The sequence below is a fragment of the Ochrobactrum chromiisoli genome (assembly GCF_026241335.1).
Taxonomy (GTDB): Bacteria; Pseudomonadota; Alphaproteobacteria; order Rhizobiales; family Rhizobiaceae; genus Brucella; species Brucella chromiisoli.
The window spans coordinates 55447-76448 of the sequence record NZ_JAPHAV010000007.1; the positions used below are offsets into that span (position 1 = coordinate 55447).

The window sequence follows — 21002 nt, forward strand, 5'->3', positions numbered from 1 at the left end:
CGTGATGAAATGATGCGCGCTGATCTGGAACAGGATGGGACCAAACGACGCCATGGCTGAAGAAGAAAAGCACCTTTCGGATGACGCGCCTCATCTTCTTGTTGTCGATGATGACACGCGAATCCGCAGCCTTCTTTCGCAATATCTGACGACCAGCGGTTTTCGGGTCACGATGGCTGGCAGCGCTGCCGAAGCACGCCGCAAGCTTGAAGGCATCGACTTCGACTTGCTGATCCTCGACGTGATGATGCCGGGCGAAACCGGCGTTTCGCTCACTCGGTCGCTGCGCGAACAAAAAACCGTGCCGATCCTTATGCTCACCGCACTGTCGGAAACCGACAGTCGCATTGATGGATTGTCGGCCGGTGCAGACGATTATCTGCCCAAGCCTTTCGATCCGCGCGAGCTGATCCTGCGCATCAACAATATCCTGCGTCGTGGAGCAACCCCTGCCCAGCCAAAGATCGAACAGATTGTTTTTGGTCCTTACACGTTTTTCATCCCGCGCCGCGAGTTGAAAAAAGGCAGCGAAACAATCAAGCTCACGGACCGCGAGCAGGATATCATGGCGATCTTTGCAGAACGCGCCGGCGAAACCATTCCGCGTCATGAGCTGACCGGGCAGGATGGGGATGTCGGCGAGCGCACAATTGATGTGCAGATCAACCGTCTGCGCCGCAAAATCGAACAGGACCCGGCCAACCCGGTTTGGCTGCAAACCGTGCGCGGCATCGGCTATAAGCTGAGTATTGAATAATCGACTAGAAGCCAGACTTAAGCGCGGAGCCTCGCAAATTTCAGAGCGTGACCAAAAACATGCAACAAGCAGAACCGTCTGGAGTTGTCTGAGACGATGAAGTCACCCTGGAAATCGATAACGCGCTGGTTTGCGCGCAAAATGCCCAAAGGGCTTTATGCGCGCTCGCTCATCATCATCATCGCACCGATGGTGCTGCTTCAGTCCGTGATCGCCTATGTCTTCATGGAACGGCATTGGCAGATGGTGACTGAACGGCTTTCAACAGCCGTTGTCCGTGATATTTCTGCAATCATCGACATTTTAGAAACTTACCCGCAGGAACCCGGATACGACAACCTGATCCGTATCTCACAGCAGCGTCTTGGCCTCAATATTTCGATCCTGCCGCCCGATCCGCTACCACCACCGGGACCAAAACCGTTCTTCGCCATTCTCGATTACTTCCTGAGCGAAGAAATCACCCGTCAGATCAATCGTCCGTTCTGGGTGGATACGGTTGGCGATTCCGATCTGATCGAAATTCGCATCAAGCTCGAAGATAAAGTGCTTCGTGTCTTTGCCCGCCGCAGTCAGGCCTATGCATCGAATACCGGTATCTTCCTCACCTGGATGATCGGCACAGCCCTTGTTCTTCTGATCATTGCGATTGCCTTCCTGCGCAATCAGATCAAGCCCATCCAGCAGCTTTCACAGGCGGCTGAAAGTTTTGGCAAAGGCCGCCCGATGCCGGAGGGCTTCCGCCCCCATGGTGCGGAAGAAGTCCGTCGCGCTGGCATTGCTTTCATTCAGATGCGCTCGCGCATTGAGCGACAGATTGAACAGCGCACAGCCATGCTTTCTGGCGTCAGCCACGATCTGCGCACCATTCTTACCCGCTTCAAGTTGCAACTCGCCCTCACCGGCAATGCCATCGACACCGAACCGCTCAATCAGGACATTGCCGACATGCAGACGATGCTTGAAGGCTATCTGGCTTTTGCGCGGGGCGAAGGTGCGGAAGAGGCGGCAACCTATGATGTGCGTTTGCTTTGTGACAAACTTTCCAATGAAGCGCGACTGCGCGAACGCGGCTTCAAATATTCCATTGAAGGCGACAGCGAGATCCATGTTCGACCGAACGCCTTTTCGCGTCTTGTCAGCAATCTGGTGTCCAATGCGTTCCGCCATGCGCAGAATGTCGAACTTGCACTCACGCATGAAGATGGCTGGCTGAAAATCATCGTGGATGATGACGGCCCCGGCATACCGGAAGATCGCCGCGAAGACGTTTTCAAACCCTTTGTGCGCCTTGATGAAGCACGCACACAGGATTCAGGCGGCACAGGCGGGCTTGGCCTCGCCATCGCACGCGATATTGCAAGAAGCCATGGCGGCGATATCGAACTGGAAGATGCCCCCACCGGCGGCTTAAGAGCAATTATCCGCATTCCGGCCTAGAGCATTTCCAGCAAAACTGCGAAGCAGTTTTGAGATAAGATGCGCGGCAGAAACTGTTAAACTTTATTGAGCACCTGTGCTGCGAAATAACCAAGAGCTGTCGCGGCAAGACAGGCAGCAAGCGAAATACTGATGTTCAAAAGTGCGCGCCCCGGCATGCCAAGACGCAACAGTTCGAAAGTTTGCACACTGAATGAGGAAAAGGTTGTAAAGCCCCCACAGACGCCAACCATAAAGGCAAGACGCCAGATCTCATGCACTTCAATACGACTGGATGCCATCGTCATCGCGCCAAAGAAAGCAATGGCAAATGAACCGATGATGTTGACCGCAATTGTGCCCCAGGGCAGCCCCTGACTTACCGGCGCAAGCCAGATGGTCATCCAATAGCGCAATATGCTTCCCAGAGCTCCGCCTATGGCGACGACAATCGTTCCCTGCATCTGCTTCATTCCTGTCTGTTGCTTATGCGATCAATCGCACACAACAGGCGACATGCACAAATCACAGAAAGACGATCAGTATAGTTTAACGCCGTCTGGAACTCTTTTATCAATTGCAGCCAGGACCACTTCGCCATTCTCATCAGGCAGACCGAGCGTAAGAACTTCGGACATGAAAGGCCCAATCTGGCGCGGGGGGAAATTGACCACCGCCAGCACCTGCCGACCAATCAGCGCATCCGGCTCATAATGTTTTGTGATTTGTGCTGACGATTTTTTGATACCGATCTTGTCCCCAAAATCGATCTTCAGCTTGAAAGCTGGCTTGCGGGCTTCAGGAAATGGCACAGCCTCAACAATCGTTCCTGTGCGAATATCGACCTTCTCGAAATCTGCCCAGCTGATCGTTTCAGTTCCGCTCATCTTATCCCCCAAAGTGAATCCCGGTCAAAAAACCGGGATTAAATTTATGCGCGTCCGACTGTTTCGAACAAAACGCTTTCCAGTGCTTCACGCGCACTGACACCCGACCACACAACAAATTGAAAGGCCTGAAAATAGTTTTCGCATGCTTCAAGCGCCGCTGAAAGCAACACTTCCACCTGACGGCTGGTGGGTTCTGCACCGCCGGCAAGCAGCAACGACTGGCGATACATGATCGCGCCTTCCTGCTGCCAAAGATCGAAATGGCCCATCAAAAGCTTTTCATTGATAAGCGACAGCAACCGCATCACTTCATTGACCCGCGGTTCGGCAACCTTGATGTCAAAGGCACAAGCCAGATGCAGAGCTTCAAAATCCTCCATCCAGGAGAACGAGATATGGTAGTCGGTCCAGTTGCCCGCCACCGAAATTGCAATTTCGTCGTCGCCAGTCCGCTCGAACGTCCAGTCGTTTGAATTCGCAACATGCTCGATCACATCCACCGGATGTGCTTCGCGTGCAAATTCAAGCTCAAGAAGGCTCATGTCCGTTTCCTGTTCTGGGAAGCGCCTCAAAAGACACCTCCAAATTCCCGGCGCGCAAGTGACTGCTCGCCCGCACCTCCCCCACGCAAACAAGCGCAGAAAAAAGCACGAATTGATCGGTTGAGGAGTTCGCACGCTTACTCAGCATGCAACACCTCAATGGCATACGCACATACGCAACTGATACTGGAAAGCAGCCTGAAAGACGCGAAAACTAAAACGACAGCCCCTCGCCGCTGCCTACATGACCCTATTACGAATCATGTAGTGTTTTCAGTCTATTGATGCTGAATCTGAACGCCAGCCCCTTTTCTGAAAAGAGGCATTAAAGCATGTGGAAATATGGGAGAAGCGAACCGCAACCCCTGCCTTAAGCGACTCTAAGACAAGGGTTTTTGGCACTTATAGCCTGTTAATAAAAAATTATGAATTATCTTTGGATTTTGCTGTTTGAGTAGAGTTTTTTGGCGTTTTCGCAGTCGAATCAACTTCAAATTTAGCAAGACGCGCTTCCAATGCTTCGATTTTCGCAAGCAGGGCCGCATTTTCAGCGCGCGCTTTGATCGCCATTTCACGCACCGCTTCGAAGTCTTCCCGCTGCACAACATCGAGCGTATGAAGCACACGTTCGCTCTGTGAGCGCAGTGCAGTCTCGACTTCGCGGCGCACGCCTTGCGCAGCACCTGCCGCATCCGTCACAAGCTTGGCGAGTTCGTCGAGAACCCGGTTTGATCCGCTGGTCATGGCATTCTTTCCTATCTTCGATACGGTCTTGTTGAAAACCTCAATTGGAAATAGGGCTGTCTCGGTTGTGATGCAAGTGAAGCTGTATAAACGTGATGACTTGACCACTCAGATATCGTCGCGCATGTTCCGCCGGAAAATGGAGTTATTTTATCATGGAGACTTTGCAGCCAGCCTCTGGCCTTGCTTTTCCAAATATTGATCCAGTGATCTTTTCGATCGGTCCGCTGGCCGTGCATTGGTATGGCCTTGGCTATGTCATCGGCATTATGTTTGCCTGGTGGTATGGCAAAAAGCTGCTGCGCAACCACCGCCTATGGGCCAGCAACCAGCCCCCCATGCAGCCTGAAGCGCTTGATGATTTTGTGATTTGGGCAGCGCTTGGCGTCGTGCTTGGCGGACGTTTGGGCTATGTGCTTTTTTATAACCTCCCCTATTATCTCACCAATCCGCTGGCTATTCCTGCGGTTTGGGATGGCGGCATGTCTTTTCATGGCGGCATTCTCGGCACAACAATTGCCATGATCCTTTTTGCACGCTCACGCGGCATCAAGGTCTGGAGCATGTTCGATGTTGTCGCTGCGGGTGTACCAGTCGGTCTTGGCGTGGTGCGTGTGGCGAACTTCATCAATGATGAATTATGGGGCCGCGTCAGCGATGTGGCATGGGCTGTACGCTTCCCGAATGGCGGCGGCCTTCCGCGCCATCCAAGCCAGCTCTATGAAGCATTTCTTGAGGGGCTGGTCCTGTTTTTCGTTCTGTTCGTGCTTGTCTGGGCCGGTAAAAAACTCAAAGCACCCGGCTTTATCGCAGGCACATTCGTTCTCGGCTATGGTCTGAGCCGCATCATCGTCGAGTTTTTCCGCGAACCCGATGCACAACTTGGCTATCTCTTCGGCGGCTGGCTGACCATGGGGATGATCCTTTCCCTTCCGATGGTTCTGATTGGTCTATGGGCGATGTGGCGCGCCAATCGGGCGGCAGCAAAACATGCCTGAGGCATCGTTAAAACACCGGCTGAAACGGCTGATCGGCACCACAGGGCCGATCAGCGTTGCCGACTATATGGCTGCCTGCCTTGGCGATCGGGAATCTGGCTACTATACGACACGCGAACCTTTTGGGCGCGATGGTGATTTCATCACCGCTCCAGAAGTCAGCCAGATGTTCGGTGAACTGATCGGCATCTGGTCTGTTGGCATTTGGGATGCTCTCGGTCGTCCCGATAATGCCGTGCTCTGCGAAATTGGTCCCGGTCGCGGAACGCTGATGAGTGACATGTTGCGCACAATAGCAAAGCTTGCGCCTGCAATGTCTGGTTCAATGTGCATTGCCATGGTTGAGACCAGTCCAAGACTGGTCGAAAAGCAAAAGCAGAAACTTGGCCGTGAGAACGTGGAATGGTTCAAACAATTCTCTGATGTTCCGGACGGCCCACTCATCCTCATTTCCAACGAATTGTTCGATGCAATTCCGTTCAGACAATTCGTAAAATCGAATGGCCGTTTTGTCGAACGGCTGATCGCACTGAATGAACAGGACGAGTTTTACTTCATCAGCGGCACAGGCGGCATTGATGAGGCACTGCTGCCCACAGGCCACCAGACAGCACCCGAAGGCACAATTTTCGAAGCAGCCCCTGCCCGCACCGCCTTGGTGCAAGAAATTGCACAGCGCATTGCCACCTCGCGCGGGGCCGCACTTTCTATCGATTATGGCCATCTGCAATCGGGCTTCGGCGACACACTGCAAGCTATGCTGAAGCATGCCTATGATGATGTTTTTGCCCATCCGGGAGAAGCAGACCTCACCAGCCACGTCGATTTCGACATGCTGGAAAAAACCGCGCGCAATTGCGGTTGCAAAACCGCAACCATGACGCAGGGCGATTTTCTGTTGGGCATGGGTCTTGTTGATCGCGCCGGACGTTTGGGGGCTGGGCGCGAGGGCGCTTTCCAGAATAAACTGCGCCAAGATGTCGAGCGCTTGGCTGCGCCCGACCAGATGGGAACGCTTTTCAAAGTGCTGGCTATTGCCGACAAACAAACAAAAATCTTCCCCTTTGAGACTGCCTGATAAATCACATCGTCAAAAAGCTGCGATTGACAAGCAATCAAGCCTCCCCCACCATCCAGCCGTTTGAAAGAGAAAGCTCATGACCGACAAGCCGCAACCGCTTCGCTCCCCTCTGCTGGACGGCATCGCCGGTTCAAACGGCAAGCGCATTGCGCATGGCTTTTTCACCCGCAAAGGCGGCGTTTCAGATGGCATTTATGCAGGGCTGAACGTCGGCAGCGGCTCCAATGACGTGCCGGAACGCGTGAGCGAGAATCGCCGCCGCGTGGCCAAGACACTTGGCGTCGCATCCGATCATCTCGTCACAGTGCATCAGGTCCACTCACCTGATGTTGTCTATGTCACCGAACCTCTCACGGCGCCACGCCCAAAAGCCGATGCAATGGTGACCAATGTTCCCGGCATCGCGATTGGCGCATTGTCGGCTGATTGTGGCCCGGTGCTGTTTGCCGATCATGAAGCAGGCGTCATTGGCTCGGCCCATGCCGGCTGGCGTGGTGCGTTTACAGGTGTGCTCGAAAACACCATTGAAGCGATGATCAAGCTGGGTGCCAAGCGCGAAAATATTATTGCCGTCCTTGGTCCAACAATCGGCCCAGACAATTATGAAGTCGGACCGGAATTCTATGCCGAATTTACAAGCAAAGACCCATCTTATACCAAATATTTTGAGCCTTCGGACAAAGAAGCACACAAGCTTTTCGATCTCTGGACTTTCATCACAGACCGCCTGACCCGCGCGGGTGTCAGGGCAGAATCATTGCGTCAGTGTACCTATGCCGATGAAGAACAGTTTTATTCCTATCGGCGCACGACGCATCGTAACGAGCCTGATTATGGCCGTCAGATCGCCGCCATTGCCATTGTAGACTGAGGAGAACCGCATGGCCCTTCACTTCGAGCCGGAAGAATTCGCTGCACGTCGCGACCGTCTGATCTTGAAGATGGAGGAAGAGAAGCTGGATGCTTTGCTGCTGTTTGCGCAGGAAAGCATGTACTGGCTGACCGGCTACGACACCTTTGGCTTCTGCTTTTTCCAGTGCCTTGTCGTCAAAGCCGACGGTTCAACCGTATTGATGACCCGCTCCGCCGACCTCCGGCAAGCGCGCCATACATCCAACATCGAGAATATCGTCGTCTGGACCGATCGCGACAATGCAAACCCGGCCATTGATCTGCGAAACATTCTCACCGAGCTTGATCTGCTGGGCACGCGCATCGGCATTGAATATCAGACCCATGGACTAACCGGCGCCAATGCTCGCAAACTTGATGATCAGTTACAGAGCTTCGCTAAGCTCTACGATGCCTCCGGCATAGTGGACAGTCTGCGCCTTCTCAAAAGCCCGGCCGAGATAACGCTTATCAAACGTGCGGCAGAGTTAGGCGACGATGCGCTGGATGCCGCACTGAAACTTATCAAAGCCGGCGCAAGCGAAGCCGATATTCTTGCTGCGATGATGGCCGCCAATTTTGCAGGCGATGGTGACTATCCGGCCAATGAATATATCATTGGCTCCGGCGCCGATGCTCTGCTTTGCCGTTACAAAGCCGGTCGTCGCACGCTTTCAGCCAATGATCAGCTCACGCTTGAATGGTCCGGCGTTTATCGCCATTACCATGCGCCGATGATGCGCACGATTATCGTCGGGCAGCCCCGCCCTGAACATCTCAAGCTTTATGATGCCGCACGTGAAGCACTCGAAGCGGTCGAACAGGCGATGACACCTGCTTCAACATTTGGCGATGTGTTTGACGCACATTCGCGCACGATGGAAGCCCATGGCCTCACCCGTCATAGGCTCAATGCCTGCGGCTATTCTGTAGGCGCGCGCTTCACACCATCCTGGATGGACCCGCAAATGTTTTATTCAGGAAATCCCGAAAGCATACAGCCGGATATGACGCTGTTTGCACACATGATCATTATGGATTCCGACACGGAAACCGCCATGACGCTGGGGCAGACTTATCTCACAACAAATGGTGCTGCTCTGCCTTTATCCCGCCATTCTCTTGATATGATTGCCAAATAGCGCACAATCGGCGATAAATCTGACGGGCGCTGGAATAGTCTGCGCTTTCAGGAGCATGAAGCCGAACATGAACAAGGCACGTCTTTTCATGATGTTGTTGCTTGCTGGACTGCTTGCCGCCTGCAACAGCACCGAATCTGCATTGAACGTGCAGGGAGCCACGCCGCAACCTGCACAAACCACACCGGCAGCGCTGACCCCGGACGCCACGACACCCGCGACGGCGCCCACAGTGCCAGCGCGTTCCGCAGCCTTAAAGCCGGGCAAGCTTTATATTGCCCCGATCATCGGCGCGCCTGTCACAGTCGTCACGCCGCTCACTCATCGCATTAATGATGACGCGCGTGCAAAGGGCATTGAGCTTGCGGGCAATAATGGCGCGGATGCCGCCTATGTCATGAAAGGCTATTTCTCGGTGCTGTCTGAAGACAATCAGACAACCGTTCTCTATGTCTGGGATGTTCTCGATGCGGCAGGCAATCGCCTTCATCGCATTCAGGGGCAGGAAAAAGTATCCGGTTCGGCGGCAGACTCATGGAGCGTTGTTCCACCTTCGGCCATGCAGTCAATCGCTGACAAAACCATACAGGAATATTCAAACTGGCTTGCGGCAAATCGCGCATGAAAAAGCAGTTCGCCGACAAAATACTGAAATCTTTTACTGAATCCAGTGGGCAGCCCTGTGGGAAAGCACTTTAAGAGAGCTTTTTGCAGCAATTGTGACCTCACAGGACTTGCAATGATGGTGACTCTTTGCAATAGGCCGCTCATTCAAGAAAACCTTGAAAGCTGCAGTATTTGGCACCTCTAAAAAAGAATACGCGGTTTTATAGTTTTTAAGAGTGGCATAAGCGTAGCCGAACGTGTTTCGGTTCACGCTGACACAACAGATCACGTCCGTTTCACGGACTTTTTGCGACAGAACGAAACTGCTCCGGCTTCAGAGGCAAAAAGAATGAAACTTTTCGCAGGCAACTCCAACCGGGTTCTTGCCGAATCCGTTGCTCAATATCTCGACATTCCATTGGGCAAGGCGACTGTTCGCCGTTTCGCCGATCAGGAAATCTTCGTCGAGATTCAGGAAAACGTGCGCGGCGAAGACGTATTCGTTCTGCAATCGACCTCCTATCCGGCAAACGACAATCTGATGGAACTGCTGATCATGATCGACGCCTTCCGTCGTTCATCAGCACGCCGCATCACTGCTGTGCTTCCTTATTTCGGCTATGCGCGCCAGGATCGTAAACCCGGCCCACGCACGCCAATCTCGGCAAAGCTGGTTGCCAACCTTATCACCGAAGCCGGTGCAAACCGCGTTTTGACACTGGATCTTCATGCAGGTCAGATTCAGGGCTTCTTCGATATTCCAACCGACAACCTCTATGCGGTTCCGGTCATCGCCCGCGATGTGAAAGCAAACTATCCGACCGGCAATTGCATGGTCGTTTCGCCTGACGTTGGTGGTGTGGTTCGCGCCCGCTCGCTGGCAAAGCGCATCGATGCGCAGCTTGCAATCGTTGATAAGCGCCGTGAGCGTCCGGGTGAATCGGAAGTCATGAACGTCATCGGCGATGTGACCGGCAAAGATTGCCTGCTGTTCGACGATATCGTTGATTCCGGCGGCACGCTGTGTAACGCAGCAGAAGCTCTGCTCGCCAAGGGCGCAAAAAGCGTCACCGCTTATATCACGCACGGCGTTCTCTCGGGTGGCGCAGTTGCCCGTATCGCTTCATCGAAGCTGAAAGAACTGGTTATCACCGATTCGATCCAGCCAACGACCGCGATCAACGACGCACCGAATATTCGCGTCCTGTCGATCTCCAGCCTGATTGGTGAAGCGATTGCGCGCACCGCGGCTGAAGAATCGGTTTCAAGCCTGTTCGATTAATTTAATTGCGATGCCGAGACATGCCGCAAGCAACAGCACAAGCGGCATGTTGAGCCTTAAAACGAGAAGCAAGAATGCCGCCGCGCCTGCAATCAGGACGGCGGCATTGTCTATTGTGCTGACATCTGGCAGCGGCAGCGTGAAAGGACCGAGCGGCACTTCTGGAACCTGTGAAAACAGGACGTGCAGCGAAAACCAGAGCGCGAGATTGGCAATCACACCAACAACCGCAGCCGTGATTCCACTCAGCATAGCTGACAGCCAGCGCAACTGACGCAGGCGCTCCACAAATGGCGCACCAGCCAATATCCAGAGAAAGCACGGCACGAAGGTAAACCAGAGCGCAATCAGCCCGCCCACAAGCCCACCGGCCAGTGGCGGTAATCCTGACAGATTGGCCGCTCCTACAAAGCCGACGAAAACCAGTACAAGGATCAGCGGCCCCGGCGTGGTTTCTGCCAGTCCCAGACCGGTCAGCATTTCACCGGGTTTCATCCAGCCAAAATGTTCAACGGCCTGCTGTGCTGTGTAGGACAGTGCTGCATAAGCACCGCCAAATGTAACGACTGCCAGTTTGGAAAAAAATGCAGCTTCCGCAGTGAAGACATGCATGCCGCCAAAGGCCAGATAAAGCCCGACCAATGGCACCAGCCATAACCCACCCCAGATGAGGGTTTGCAGCGAAAATTCACGCAATGCATTGGGGGCGGCTTGCGCGACGTTATTGCTCGCAGCACCGCCCCGCAACCAGTGTCGTAAACCACCGGCAAGTGCTGCCAATAGAACGACAATTGGAAACGGCAGCTTCAGAAGCGCAATCGCAACAAAGGCAGCAATCGCGATCAGATAGGAAAAACCGGAAGCAAGCGTGCGCTTCGCCATCCGGTACAGCGCTTCGAACACCACGGCCAGCACTGCTGCCTTGAGGCCAAACAGAAGCCCCGCAACAATATCCACATGTCCAAAGGCAACATAAAGCGCCGACAAGGCCAGCATGACGGTTGCACCGGGCAGAACAAACAAAAGCCCCGCCAGCAAGCCACCGCGCCAGCCTTTGATCGCCCAGCCTGTATAAGTCGCGAGCTGCATGGCTTCCGGCCCCGGCAATAACATGCAGAAATTCAGCGCATGGATCAGTCGCTCCTGATCCAGCCAGCGCTTTTCATCAACCAGAACCCGCTGCAACATGGCAATCTGCGCGGCAGGTCCGCCAAACGACAAAAGCCCTATCTTGCCAAATGTCATAAACAGTTCTCGGAAGTCAGGCTGCGGCTTTGTCGTCATCTTGTCTCTCTGCATGATCCTGCAAGCAGTTGCTGAGGATCATTACAGGTTCATGACGGTTTGCACAGAACCACTTTATTCCGCCGCAAGCGCCTCATCCGCCTGATCATCCGGCGCATTCGGATCGCCGGGTGCCGTCTCGCACTCAAGATCAGGGAAGTTCACGATGCGCAAACCTTTGAAATCATTGCGCACAACCAGTAATCCGCGCTCTTCGAAGTAGGTCAACAGGCGTCGGGCGCGACTTAGCGAGTGAGTGCCATAAGCTCGCGCCAGTGCCGCATCAGACGGGCATATCGCCCCCGTTACTGCTGCCTGTGCGACAATCAGAAACACACCCTGCACATCATCGGTAAGGCTTTCAGAAAGCGCCAATGCCTTCTGCCATGTCTCACCAGTCGCAACATCGCTCTCAATGCTTGCTTGCGCAACCGCAAGACGGCGGCGGAAAGCAGGCAAAGCGAGCGGCTCGCCAGGAACTCGATGAATCCGGCAGCGCACCAGAAAATCCTGATAAAGCACAGCAACAGAGCGGAAAGAAGCATCGGGATCGTCAACGATCTCGCGCATGACCTTCTCAAGCAAGCTATCACGCTCGGCTTCCACAATGCCGGGGAACAACGGTGCCTCAACAGGCTCTGCTTCCGGCTTTGGCTTGGCCACCTGTGCCAGAATTTCTGCCGTCGATGGTGGCGGAGGTGGTGGCGGCGTGCGACGCACAACGGTGCGGATTTCTTCCGGCGCTGGCGTAAAAATCAGATCGCGCGCATCCTCCGGCGCATCCGGCAAAGGCATCAGCTTTGGCGACGACGAACGCGCAGAAGTTTCAACCTTGCCGATTTTGATCGGCAGCGGACGGCGCGACAAGGCCGGTCCAAGCGCAATGAAATGACCGCGCTGCAAATCGCGGAACTGTTCCGCCTGCTTGCGTTCCATACCGAGAAGATCGGCGGCGCGCGCCATATCAATATCGAGGAAGGTCCGCCCCATCAAAAAATTCGATGCTTCCGCAGCCACATTCTTGGCAAGCTTTGCAAGGCGCTGCGTGGCAATCACACCGGCGAGACCGCGCTTACGACCACGACACATGAGGTTCGTCATAGCACCGAGCGAAAGCTTGCGCGCTTCATCCGACACTTCGCCAGCGGCAGCGGGCGCAAAGAGCTGCGCTTCATCAACCACGACGAGCATCGGATACCAATAATCGCGCTCCGCATCAAACAGACCACCAAGGAAAGCAGCCGCCGCACGCATCTGCTGCTCGACGTCCAGACCTTCGAGATTAAGCACCACCGAAACACGATGCTGGCGAATGCGGCTTGCAATGCGGGTGAGTTCAGATTCCGAACGGGCAGCATCGACAACCACGTGGCCGTAAAGATCGGCGAGCGTTACGAAATCGCCTTCCGGGTCTATGATGCATTGCTGCACCCACTGTGCGCTCTGCTCAAGCAGGCGGCGCAGCAGATGCGACTTGCCGGACCCGGAATTGCCCTGCACCAGAAGACGCGTTGCGAGAAGCTCTTCAAGATCAAGCATGGCCTGCTTACCACCGCCAAGCGCCACTGCCGAGGCAGAACCACTTCCAGCAACAGCACCCATGTCGATACCGACCTGCATCTCGTTTCCTTTGTTCCGTGGATGTTGTGACGACTCGGCAGGCAGAACCCGCGATCAGTCTGCCATGCGCTTAACATTTTTGACGCGGCCAATGCCACCCGTTAAGACAAAAGCCCACAGAAGCTGTGGAACGCCTTGCATGAAAAGCCCCTTTGTTCTATAGCACCGCCATCCGCGTAGACACCCTTGGAGGCAACGCGGAATGAAGCCGCCCGGCCTTTCACCCTGTGAAAGTCATATCGGGCTGTTTCATGTTGTTCGTCGTTGCATGATCCCGAAAAGTGGAAACCGGTTTTCGGTCAAGATCATGCACAGATAAAACGGCAAGCGACACTCCAGTAACTTTGAAAGGAAATGCCATGAGCGATACTTACGTGCTCAAGGCCGATCTGCGTACACGGGTTGGTAAGGGGTCCTCCCGCGAACTGCGTCGCAACGGCCAGATTCCAGCAGTCATCTATGGTGACAAGCAGGAGCCACTCGCAATTGCTGTCTCGTACAAGGAAATCTTCTACAAGATCCATGGCGGCGGCTTCAAAACCACGGTTGCTACGATCGAAGTAGACGGCAAGAAGATTCAGGTTCTCCCTAAGGATTACCAGCTCGATCCAGTCCGCGACTTCCCTCAGCATGTTGACTTCCTCCGCGTTTCCGCGAAGTCGGTTGTCCATGTTAACGTTCCTGTTCACTTCAAGAACGAAGAAGCAGCACCGGGCATCAAGAAGGGCGGCGTTCTGAACGTTGTTCGTCACGACGTTGAACTGATCGTTCCGGCAAATGCTATCCCTGACGCACTCGAAATCGACCTGACCGGCCTTGAGCTCGGTGACTCGGTTCACATTTCGGCTGTTAAGCTTCCTAAGGGCGCAACCCCTGCTATTCAGGATCGCGATTTCACGATCGCTACCATTGCGACACCTGCCGGCCTCAAGTCGGAAGAAAACGCTGAAGGCGCAGAAGAAGCCAAGGACGGCGAGTAATCGCTGTCCGCATAGAGGGGTCAGACAACCATGCTGCTCATCGCAGGACTTGGCAATCCCGGCCCTCAATATGCGCATAACCGACATAATATCGGTTTTATGGCGGTGGATGAAATATTCCGCCGCCATCGCTTTTCCAACTGGCAGAAGAAGTTCAAGGCCGAGATCGCCGACGGCGTGATTGACGGCGAGAAAGTCCTTCTCATCAAGCCAATGACTTTCATGAACAATTCCGGCCAGTCGATTGGCGAAGCCATGCGCTTCTACAAACTGACATCTGCCGATCTCGTCGTGATCTATGATGAGCTTGACCTTGCGCCTGCAAAGCTGCGCATCAAGACAGGCGGCGGCTCCGGCGGTCACAACGGCATCAAATCTATCGACGCCCACGTGCAGGCGTTCCCCGGCGGCAAAGACTATCGTCGTGTGCGCCTTGGTATCGGACATCCCGGTGCAAAAGAACTTGTCCACAATCATGTTCTGGGCGACTTCGCCAAAGTCGATAATGAATGGCTTGATAAGCTGTTTGGTGCAATCGCGGACAATGTTGGCCTGCTCGCCAAAAAAGAAGACAACAGCTTCATGAACCGCGTGGCTGTTGCCATGGGCGACGGCAATCAGCGTCCCAACGGCTTCAAGGCTGACCCTGCGCAGGCAGCAAAAGCGCCGCCGAAAGCCCAAAGCCACATTCGACAGGCACGCCAGAGTGCAGCGAAGCCGCAGATTCCAGCAGGCGGACCAATGGCTGAAATGCTCAAGAAACTCTTGGGAAACAAGGATTAAACTGCGACTTTTACGCGGTGCTCTTGACGCTTCATAGTTACATGTCGCATAGCGACAAAAGATTTATCCAAGTCGCATAGCGACACCAATTCTATTCTAGTCTGACAGGTAAGATCATGGGTTTCAAATGCGGCATCGTCGGCCTGCCTAATGTCGGCAAGTCCACGCTTTTTAACGCGCTGACCAAGACCGCTGCGGCACAGGCTGCAAACTATCCATTCTGCACCATCGAGCCGAACACCGGCGAAGTGGCCGTCCCCGATCCCCGCCAGAATGGTATTGCGAAAGTAGCAGGCTCAAAGGAAATCATCCCGACCCGCATCAACTTCGTTGATATTGCAGGCCTGGTGCGCGGTGCATCCAAGGGCGAAGGTCTGGGCAACCAGTTCCTCGCCAATATCCGCGAAGTCGATGCAATCGTGCATGTTCTGCGTTGCTTTGAAGATGACGACATCACCCATGTCGAAGGCCGCATTGATCCTGTGTCGGATGCTGAAACCGTTGAAACGGAACTGATGCTCTCGGACCTCGAAAGCATCGAGCGCCGCATCGTTCAGATCCGCAAGCGCGCAGCATCCAAGGACAAGGAAGCAACCACCGTGCTGCCCGTCATGGAACAGGCACTTGAACTGTTGCAGAACGGCAAGCCTGTTCGCCTGATGCTCAAAGACATTGCACCAGATGATCTGCTGATCCTCAAGGGCCTGAACCTGCTCACCTCGAAACCAGTGCTTTATGTCTGCAATGTCGCTGAAAGCGATGCCGCCAATGGCAACGAGCACAGCGCTGCCGTCGCCAAAATGGCTGCTGAACAAGGCGCTGAAAGCGTCATCATTTCCGCTGCAATCGAAGCCGAAGTCGCGCAGCTTGCTGATGAAGAAGCCAAGGAATATCTCGACGCCATGGGCCTCGAAGAGCCGGGCCTCGACCGTCTGATCCGCGCTGGCTACAAGCTTCTTGACCTCATCACCTATTTCACGGCTGGCCCCAAGGAAACGCGCGCATGGACCATCAAGCGCGGCACCAAGGCTCCGGGTGCTGCTGGCGTTATCCATACGGATTTCGAGCGCGGCTTCATTCGTGCGCAGACCATCGCCTATGAAGATTACATCAAATACAATGGTGAAGTCGGTGCCAAGGAAGCAGGCAAAGCGCGGGACGAAGGCAAAGAATACATCGTCCATGACGGCGATGTGATGCTGTTCCGCTTCAATACCTGATACGATCAGGCCACCGTGAAAACGGTGGCCTTTTTTCTACGCATGTCTCCCAAAAATGGGAACCGGTTTGGGAATTTAAGACATGCGCAGGCAGAGAAACAGAGTGGCAACGCCACTCTGGTCGGGAGGAGACCGGATTGACTGATAAAACACCCAAATATGCCTATGAGGACTTTACCCGAGGGCTGAAATTGCCTTTTGGCCCTCGCACCATCACCAAAGAAGAGATTATTGAATTCGCGCGCGAGTTCGACCCGCAGCCCTTCCATCTTGATGAGGAAGCAGGCAAGGCAAGCGTGCTCGGCGGTCTCGCTGCTTCGGGCTGGCACACCGTGTCGCTTTTCATGCGCATGATCTGGGATGCCTACCTGAAAGATTCGACCTCACAGGGCAGCCCCGGTATTGAATTCAACCGCTGGAAGCGGCCTGTTCTTGCGGGTGATACCCTGAGCGGACTATCGACGGTGCTTGACCGCCGCCGCTCCAAATCCATGCCGCATGTGGGCTTTCTCACTGTGCATAACGAGATCGTCAATCAGCGTGGCGAAGTTGTTTGCGAGCTACAGCACACGGCCATGATCGGCCTTCGCAATCCTGAACGCGAAGGAGACGAAGCATGAGTTTCATTGAAGATCATCTCGGCGAAGAGCTGACCATCGGCAGCTATACCTTCAGCGCCGAGGAAATCATCCACTTTGCATCAAAGTTCGACCCGCAACCGTTTCATCTCGACGCGCGAGCCGCCAAGAACAGCGTTCTGGGTGGTCTTTGTGCATCTGGCTGGCACACCACCGCAGTTTTTATGAAGCTGAACGTGGCATCTATTGTTGAGGCAACCAAAGACGCTATCAAGCGCGGCGAAGTTCCGCCAACATTTGGCCCCTCACCCGGCTTTGAGAATCTCAAATGGATACGCCCGGTCTATGCAGGTGACACGATCACCTATAAGCGCACCGTCCATGCGATCCGGCCTCTCGGCTCACGTCCCGGCTGGTCAATGCTGAGCATGAGCAGCAGCGCCTATAACCAAAACGGCGACAAGGTTTTATCCTTCGACAATGCCGCCATGGTGAAGCTACCTGCTTAAAACAAAAGCAACGGTGATTGACGCATAAAACCGTTGCTTTTGCTAAACTCAATCGCCTTCAAATTCGACAAGCGTTCGCACTGGTACACCAAGCGCTTCAAGCTTTTTGCGTCCACCAAGGTCTGGCAGATCAATGATGAAGCAAGCGGCAACGATCTCGGCACCCATCTGGAGAAGCAGCTTGGCCGCAGCTTCCGCCGTGCCACCCGTTGCGATCAGATCGTCCACCAGCATGATGCGCTCGCCCGGCACGATGGCATCGCGGTGCATTTCCATTTCATCAATGCCATATTCGAGGCTGTAGGCGATACGCACGGTATCACGCGGCAGCTTACCCTTCTTACGGATCGGAACAAATCCAGCCGAAAGCTGATGCGCAATCGCGCCGCCAAGAATGAAGCCACGCGCTTCGATACCCGCCACCTTATCAACCTTGTTTCCGGCATAAGGATAGACAAGTTCATCGACAGCGCGGCGGAAAGCCTGTGCATCCCCCATCAATGTCGTGACATCACGGAACTGAACACCGGGTTTTGGATAATCAGGAATCGTTCTGATCGCGTCTTTCAACGTGGCTTTAAGGCCGGATTCCATGTTCAGTCCTTTCAATACGACAAATTTAAAGGCTTTTTCAGATTACCTTCAACCACGATATAGCGGCTGCGCCAAGCGTAATCCCTATATTCGAACGATCTTTCACGATCAAAACAAAAAGGGCGCCTTTTGGCGCCCCTTCAACTGTTATGACAAGCGATCAGTGCTTCACATTCGACCAGATCGAACGCTTGGCAATATAAACAAGACCAGCAAACAGCACGAGGAAGATAATGACCCGAAAGCCTGTCTTCTTGCGCTGTTCAAGATGCGGCTCTGCGGCCCACATCAGAAACGCAGAAACGTCACGCGCATACTGATCCACCGTCTGCGGAGAACCATCATCATACGTCACCTGATCGTCGCTGAGTGGCTTTGCCATGGCAAGCGACTTCCCCGCAATGAAGTACGGGTTGTAATGCGTGCCTTCCGGAATATGCATGCCAGCTGGTGGCTGTTCATCATAGCCGGTCAGCAGCGCATGAATATAATCCGGGCCTCCTTCAGCATATTGCGTGAATACGTCGAAGATAAAGGTTGGAAAACCTCGTTCAACGGCACGGGCCTTGGCAATCAGCGAGAAGTCAGGCGGAACTGCGCCATTATTAGCCGCAGCTGCTGCATTCGCATTGGGAAACGGCGATGGAAAATGATCCGTCGCAATTGCCTTTCGGGTGAACATTTCACCGTCCGCATTCGGACCATCGGTGACTTCATATTCGGCAGCGAAAGCCTTCACCTGATCCGGCGAATAACCGAGAGCTTCCAAATTGCGGAAAGCTACCAGATTCATCGAATGGCAGGCCGAACAGACTTCCTTGTAAACCTTGAGGCCACGCTGTAGCTGTCCCTTGTCATAGGTGCCAAATGGCCCCGAAAAGCTCCAGCTTTCCTGCTTCGGATGATGGATCGGATAGTGCTCGGGCTCACCCTCGCCACCGCCAGCAGCAAAAGCGCCACCCAGCGTCACACCAAGAGCCACGATCGGAGCAATACCGAAGACAGCGAAATTCTTGAGGATGTTTTTCATTTTTACGTCCTTCATCTCGCGCTTCAGCCCTTGATTTCCACTGGGGCAATCTCGGCCTTGCCTTCGCTCTTTTCAAGAACCGCCTCGGTAATCGAGTTCGGCAGACGCTTCGGCGTCTCAATCAAGCCAAGAACCGGCATGATCACAATGAAGAATGCGAAGTAGTAAAGCGTGCCAAACTGCGCCAGCAATGTGTACGTGCCTTCAGCAGGACGCGAGCCCAGCCAGCCAAGGAAGATCGCATTGATGACAAACAGCCAGAAGAACAGTTTGAACCATGGACGGTAAACGGCCGAACGCACTTTCGACGTATCGAGCCATGGAACAACGAAGAGGATCGCAATCGAACCAAACATCACCAGAACGCCGCCAAGCTTCGAATCGATCGGACCGATGTTGAAGGTGATTGCACGCAGCATCGCGTAGAATGGCAAGAAATACCATTCAGGCACGATATGCGCCGGTGTCTTCAGCGAGTCAGCCTGAATATAGTTATCCGGGTGGCCGAGGAAGTTCGGCATGTAGAAGACAAAATAGGCGAAGAAGATGAAGAAGACGAGCGCACCAAAAGCATCCTTGATGGTTGCATAAGGCGTGAACGGCAGCGTGTCCGTCTTCGACTTCACTTCAATGCCGGTCGGGTTTGTCTGACCCGTCACATGCAGCGCCCAGACGTGCAGGATAACAACACCCACAATCATGAACGGCAGCAGATAATGCAGCGAGAAGAAGCGGTTAAGCGTTGGATTATCAACCGCAAAGCCACCGAGCAGCAATTGCTGGATCGGCTCACCGATCACCGGAAAGGCCGTGAAGAAGCCCGTGATAACCGTCGCACCCCAAAACGACATCTGTCCCCATGGCAGCACATAGCCCATGAACGCGGTTGCCATCATCAGCAGGAAGATGACCACGCCGAGAATCCAAAGAAGCTCACGTGGCGCCTTGTAAGAACCGTAATACAGCCCACGCGCAATGTGCAGATAAACCGCAATGAAGAAGAAGGAAGCACCATTGGCGTGCATATAGCGTAGCAGCCAACCGGAATTGACATCACGCATAATCTTTTCGACGGAAACAAACGCAATCGACGTTTCAGCTGCATAATGCATGGCCAGCACAATGCCGGTAATGATCTGCGCAATAAGCATAAAGCTTAGGATGCCACCGAACGTATACATATAATTCAGGTTACGCGGCGTCGGATAGGCAACAAAGGAATCATAGACAAGACGCGGCAAAGGCAGCCGCTCGTCGACCCATTTCTCGATGCCGGTCGAGGGCGTATATGTGGAGTGATGACCACTCATGTTTTATCTCCCCAAGATCTGTTTTAGCCGATCCTGATGACCGTATCGGAAGTGAATGCGTATTCTGGAATGTGCATGTTTTCCGGCGCCGGACCGCTGCGGATACGTCCCGCAGTGTCATAGGTCGAGCCATGACATGGGCAGAACCAGCCACCGAACGACCCGGATTCACCGAGCGGCACGCAGCCAAGATGGGTGCAAACACCGACCATAACGATCCAGTTTTCCTTGCCTTCACCCGCCGAACGGGCAACATCCGTCGCTTCTGCATCCAAGGGAAGATTGGCATTACGCGCAGCAATGTCTTTCAGATCGCTCAAGGCAGTTACCTTGGCGTCTTCAACTTCCTTAGCAGTACGATTGCGAATGAAAATCGGCTTGCCGCGCCACTTGACGGTCATGGACGCACCTTCTTCAAGAGAAGAAACATCCACTTCAATGGACGCTGCTGCGAGTGTCGAAGCATCGGGGCGCATCTGGTCGATAAACGGCCATGCCAGTCCGCCGACACCGACGACACCAGCCATTCCCGTCGCAATATACAAAAAATCACGCCGTGTCGGCTCAGCCGTGTCGTGTTCGCTCACGTGCCAATTCCTTTTTAACCTGGATATCCAATTGAAAACTCCCCTCGTCCACCTTGCACCTGCGCGAAAGCGATCCTACCTTTTGCGCTCGCACGCAAACGGTAGTCCCGCAAGTACTTGCAGAACGAAACTCCCTCCATCTCAGCGTTCAGGTT

23 protein-coding genes are annotated in these 21002 nt (G+C 54.1%); 13 read left to right on the forward strand and 10 right to left on the reverse strand.

Annotated features, from left to right (window positions below):
* Nucleotides 1-34 precede the first annotated feature (34 nt).
* The gene (locus OPR82_RS14260; RefSeq protein ID WP_265985547.1) at nucleotides 35-757 is read left to right on the forward strand and encodes a response regulator; all 723 of its coding nucleotides are present in this window, start codon (nucleotides 35-37) and stop codon (nucleotides 755-757) included.
* Nucleotides 758-853: 96 nt separating this feature from the next.
* A complete protein-coding gene (locus OPR82_RS14265) occupies nucleotides 854-2197 on the forward strand; it encodes an ATP-binding protein (protein WP_265985548.1) in 1344 nt (447 codons plus the stop codon).
* 56 nt (nucleotides 2198-2253) lie between these two features.
* Here OPR82_RS14265 and crcB read toward each other — a convergent pair whose 3' ends face one another.
* From crcB to OPR82_RS14285, 4 genes are all read right to left on the reverse strand, one after another.
* Nucleotides 2254-2640 carry a fluoride efflux transporter CrcB gene (gene crcB / locus OPR82_RS14270; RefSeq protein ID WP_265985549.1) on the reverse strand — a complete coding sequence of 129 codons (387 nt, stop codon included), beginning with the start codon at nucleotides 2638-2640 and terminating at the stop codon, nucleotides 2254-2256.
* 75 nt (nucleotides 2641-2715) lie between these two features.
* Nucleotides 2716-3063, reverse strand: coding sequence for a tRNA-binding protein (locus tag OPR82_RS14275; RefSeq protein WP_265985550.1), 348 nt, complete (start codon nucleotides 3061-3063; stop codon nucleotides 2716-2718).
* A gap of 44 nt (nucleotides 3064-3107) precedes the next feature.
* A complete protein-coding gene (locus tag OPR82_RS14280; protein ID WP_007875981.1) occupies nucleotides 3108-3608 on the reverse strand; it encodes a type III secretion system chaperone family protein in 501 nt (166 codons plus the stop codon).
* Nucleotides 3609-4031: 423 nt separating this feature from the next.
* On the reverse strand, nucleotides 4032-4352 hold the full coding sequence (locus tag OPR82_RS14285) for an accessory factor UbiK family protein (RefSeq protein WP_265985551.1): 321 nt from the start codon (nucleotides 4350-4352) through the stop codon (nucleotides 4032-4034).
* A 152-nt stretch (nucleotides 4353-4504) separates the two neighbouring features.
* Between OPR82_RS14285 and lgt the strand changes: the two genes are divergently transcribed.
* The 6 genes from lgt to OPR82_RS14315 all read left to right on the forward strand — a co-directional run bounded on the left by lgt (nucleotide 4505) and on the right by OPR82_RS14315 (nucleotide 10352).
* Complete coding sequence (gene lgt / locus OPR82_RS14290) at nucleotides 4505-5350, forward strand: prolipoprotein diacylglyceryl transferase (RefSeq protein ID WP_265985700.1); 846 nt, start codon at nucleotides 4505-4507, stop codon at nucleotides 5348-5350.
* Complete coding sequence (locus OPR82_RS14295) at nucleotides 5343-6428, forward strand: class I SAM-dependent methyltransferase (RefSeq protein ID WP_265985552.1); 1086 nt, start codon at nucleotides 5343-5345, stop codon at nucleotides 6426-6428. Before lgt ends, OPR82_RS14295 begins: the two co-directional genes overlap by 8 nt.
* Nucleotides 6429-6507: 79 nt before the next feature.
* On the forward strand, nucleotides 6508-7302 hold the full coding sequence (gene pgeF, locus OPR82_RS14300) for a peptidoglycan editing factor PgeF (RefSeq protein WP_265985553.1): 795 nt from the start codon (nucleotides 6508-6510) through the stop codon (nucleotides 7300-7302).
* 10 nt (nucleotides 7303-7312) lie between these two features.
* Nucleotides 7313-8464 carry a M24 family metallopeptidase gene (locus OPR82_RS14305; protein ID WP_265985554.1) on the forward strand — a complete coding sequence of 384 codons (1152 nt, stop codon included), beginning with the start codon at nucleotides 7313-7315 and terminating at the stop codon, nucleotides 8462-8464.
* Nucleotides 8465-8519: 55 nt separating this feature from the next.
* Complete coding sequence (locus tag OPR82_RS14310) at nucleotides 8520-9089, forward strand: hypothetical protein (RefSeq protein WP_265985555.1); 570 nt, start codon at nucleotides 8520-8522, stop codon at nucleotides 9087-9089.
* A gap of 330 nt (nucleotides 9090-9419) precedes the next feature.
* Nucleotides 9420-10352: a ribose-phosphate pyrophosphokinase gene (locus OPR82_RS14315; protein ID WP_265985556.1), complete on the forward strand. Its 933-nt coding sequence runs from the start codon at nucleotides 9420-9422 to the stop codon at nucleotides 10350-10352.
* On the opposite strand, the gene chrA is transcribed toward OPR82_RS14315, so the two are convergent.
* Complete coding sequence (gene chrA, locus OPR82_RS14320; RefSeq protein ID WP_265985557.1) at nucleotides 10335-11636, reverse strand: chromate efflux transporter; 1302 nt, start codon at nucleotides 11634-11636, stop codon at nucleotides 10335-10337. The two genes, OPR82_RS14315 and chrA, sit on opposite strands and share 18 nt — an antisense overlap.
* Before the next feature lie 75 nt (nucleotides 11637-11711).
* The gene (locus tag OPR82_RS14325; RefSeq protein ID WP_265985558.1) at nucleotides 11712-13256 is read right to left on the reverse strand and encodes an ATP-binding protein; all 1545 of its coding nucleotides are present in this window, start codon (nucleotides 13254-13256) and stop codon (nucleotides 11712-11714) included.
* Between the two features lie 359 nt (nucleotides 13257-13615).
* Between OPR82_RS14325 and OPR82_RS14330 the strand changes: the two genes are divergently transcribed.
* From OPR82_RS14330 to OPR82_RS14350, 5 genes are all read left to right on the forward strand, one after another.
* Nucleotides 13616-14236 (forward strand): 50S ribosomal protein L25/general stress protein Ctc, encoded by a 621-nt coding sequence (locus tag OPR82_RS14330; RefSeq protein WP_265985559.1) that lies wholly within the window; start codon nucleotides 13616-13618, stop codon nucleotides 14234-14236.
* A 30-nt stretch (nucleotides 14237-14266) separates the two neighbouring features.
* Nucleotides 14267-15019, forward strand: coding sequence for an aminoacyl-tRNA hydrolase (gene pth, locus OPR82_RS14335; protein WP_265985560.1), 753 nt, complete (start codon nucleotides 14267-14269; stop codon nucleotides 15017-15019).
* A gap of 116 nt (nucleotides 15020-15135) precedes the next feature.
* Entirely contained in the window at nucleotides 15136-16239 is a 1104-nt protein-coding gene (ychF, locus tag OPR82_RS14340) for a redox-regulated ATPase YchF (protein ID WP_265985561.1), read from the forward strand.
* Nucleotides 16240-16376: 137 nt separating this feature from the next.
* Nucleotides 16377-16859 (forward strand): MaoC family dehydratase, encoded by a 483-nt coding sequence (locus OPR82_RS14345; protein WP_265985562.1) that lies wholly within the window; start codon nucleotides 16377-16379, stop codon nucleotides 16857-16859.
* The gene (locus tag OPR82_RS14350) at nucleotides 16856-17326 is read left to right on the forward strand and encodes a MaoC family dehydratase (RefSeq protein ID WP_265985563.1); all 471 of its coding nucleotides are present in this window, start codon (nucleotides 16856-16858) and stop codon (nucleotides 17324-17326) included. Before OPR82_RS14345 ends, OPR82_RS14350 begins: the two co-directional genes overlap by 4 nt.
* A gap of 48 nt (nucleotides 17327-17374) precedes the next feature.
* Here OPR82_RS14350 and OPR82_RS14355 read toward each other — a convergent pair whose 3' ends face one another.
* The 4 genes from OPR82_RS14355 to petA all read right to left on the reverse strand — a co-directional run bounded on the left by OPR82_RS14355 (nucleotide 17375) and on the right by petA (nucleotide 20847).
* A complete protein-coding gene (locus OPR82_RS14355; protein WP_024899419.1) occupies nucleotides 17375-17920 on the reverse strand; it encodes an adenine phosphoribosyltransferase in 546 nt (181 codons plus the stop codon).
* A 160-nt stretch (nucleotides 17921-18080) separates the two neighbouring features.
* Nucleotides 18081-18950: a cytochrome c1 gene (locus OPR82_RS14360; protein WP_265985565.1), complete on the reverse strand. Its 870-nt coding sequence runs from the start codon at nucleotides 18948-18950 to the stop codon at nucleotides 18081-18083.
* A gap of 23 nt (nucleotides 18951-18973) precedes the next feature.
* Entirely contained in the window at nucleotides 18974-20260 is a 1287-nt protein-coding gene (locus tag OPR82_RS14365; RefSeq protein WP_265985566.1) for a cytochrome b, read from the reverse strand.
* A 23-nt stretch (nucleotides 20261-20283) separates the two neighbouring features.
* Nucleotides 20284-20847, reverse strand: coding sequence for a ubiquinol-cytochrome c reductase iron-sulfur subunit (gene petA, locus OPR82_RS14370; RefSeq protein ID WP_265985567.1), 564 nt, complete (start codon nucleotides 20845-20847; stop codon nucleotides 20284-20286).
* Nucleotides 20848-21002 lie beyond the last annotated feature (155 nt).

Excerpts from the sequence above, each read along its gene's own strand:
- ychF (WP_265985561.1), top strand. The coding sequence starts at position 15,136 with ATGGGTTTCAAATGCGGCATCGTCGGCCTGCCTAATGTCGGCAAGTCC.
- pth (WP_265985560.1), top strand. The coding sequence starts at position 14,267 with ATGCTGCTCATCGCAGGACTTGGCAATCCCGGCCCTCAATATGCGCAT.
- chrA (WP_265985557.1), bottom strand. The coding sequence starts at position 11,636 with ATGACGACAAAGCCGCAGCCTGACTTCCGAGAACTGTTTATGACATTT.
- OPR82_RS14295 (WP_265985552.1), top strand. The coding sequence starts at position 5,343 with ATGCCTGAGGCATCGTTAAAACACCGGCTGAAACGGCTGATCGGCACC.
- OPR82_RS14305 (WP_265985554.1), top strand. The coding sequence starts at position 7,313 with ATGGCCCTTCACTTCGAGCCGGAAGAATTCGCTGCACGTCGCGACCGT.
- OPR82_RS14310 (WP_265985555.1), top strand. The coding sequence starts at position 8,520 with ATGAAGCCGAACATGAACAAGGCACGTCTTTTCATGATGTTGTTGCTT.
- OPR82_RS14260 (WP_265985547.1), top strand. The coding sequence starts at position 35 with ATGGGACCAAACGACGCCATGGCTGAAGAAGAAAAGCACCTTTCGGAT.
- OPR82_RS14275 (WP_265985550.1), bottom strand. The coding sequence starts at position 3,063 with ATGAGCGGAACTGAAACGATCAGCTGGGCAGATTTCGAGAAGGTCGAT.
- OPR82_RS14355 (WP_024899419.1), bottom strand. The coding sequence starts at position 17,920 with ATGGAATCCGGCCTTAAAGCCACGTTGAAAGACGCGATCAGAACGATT.
- OPR82_RS14285 (WP_265985551.1), bottom strand. The coding sequence starts at position 4,352 with ATGACCAGCGGATCAAACCGGGTTCTCGACGAACTCGCCAAGCTTGTG.
- pgeF (WP_265985553.1), top strand. The coding sequence starts at position 6,508 with ATGACCGACAAGCCGCAACCGCTTCGCTCCCCTCTGCTGGACGGCATC.
- OPR82_RS14350 (WP_265985563.1), top strand. The coding sequence starts at position 16,856 with ATGAGTTTCATTGAAGATCATCTCGGCGAAGAGCTGACCATCGGCAGC.
- crcB (WP_265985549.1), bottom strand. The coding sequence starts at position 2,640 with ATGCAGGGAACGATTGTCGTCGCCATAGGCGGAGCTCTGGGAAGCATA.
- OPR82_RS14330 (WP_265985559.1), top strand. The coding sequence starts at position 13,616 with ATGAGCGATACTTACGTGCTCAAGGCCGATCTGCGTACACGGGTTGGT.
- OPR82_RS14365 (WP_265985566.1), bottom strand. The coding sequence starts at position 20,260 with ATGAGTGGTCATCACTCCACATATACGCCCTCGACCGGCATCGAGAAA.
- OPR82_RS14360 (WP_265985565.1), bottom strand. The coding sequence starts at position 18,950 with ATGAAAAACATCCTCAAGAATTTCGCTGTCTTCGGTATTGCTCCGATC.
- OPR82_RS14325 (WP_265985558.1), bottom strand. The coding sequence starts at position 13,256 with ATGCAGGTCGGTATCGACATGGGTGCTGTTGCTGGAAGTGGTTCTGCC.
- OPR82_RS14280 (WP_007875981.1), bottom strand. The coding sequence starts at position 3,608 with ATGAGCCTTCTTGAGCTTGAATTTGCACGCGAAGCACATCCGGTGGAT.
- OPR82_RS14265 (WP_265985548.1), top strand. The coding sequence starts at position 854 with ATGAAGTCACCCTGGAAATCGATAACGCGCTGGTTTGCGCGCAAAATG.
- OPR82_RS14315 (WP_265985556.1), top strand. The coding sequence starts at position 9,420 with ATGAAACTTTTCGCAGGCAACTCCAACCGGGTTCTTGCCGAATCCGTT.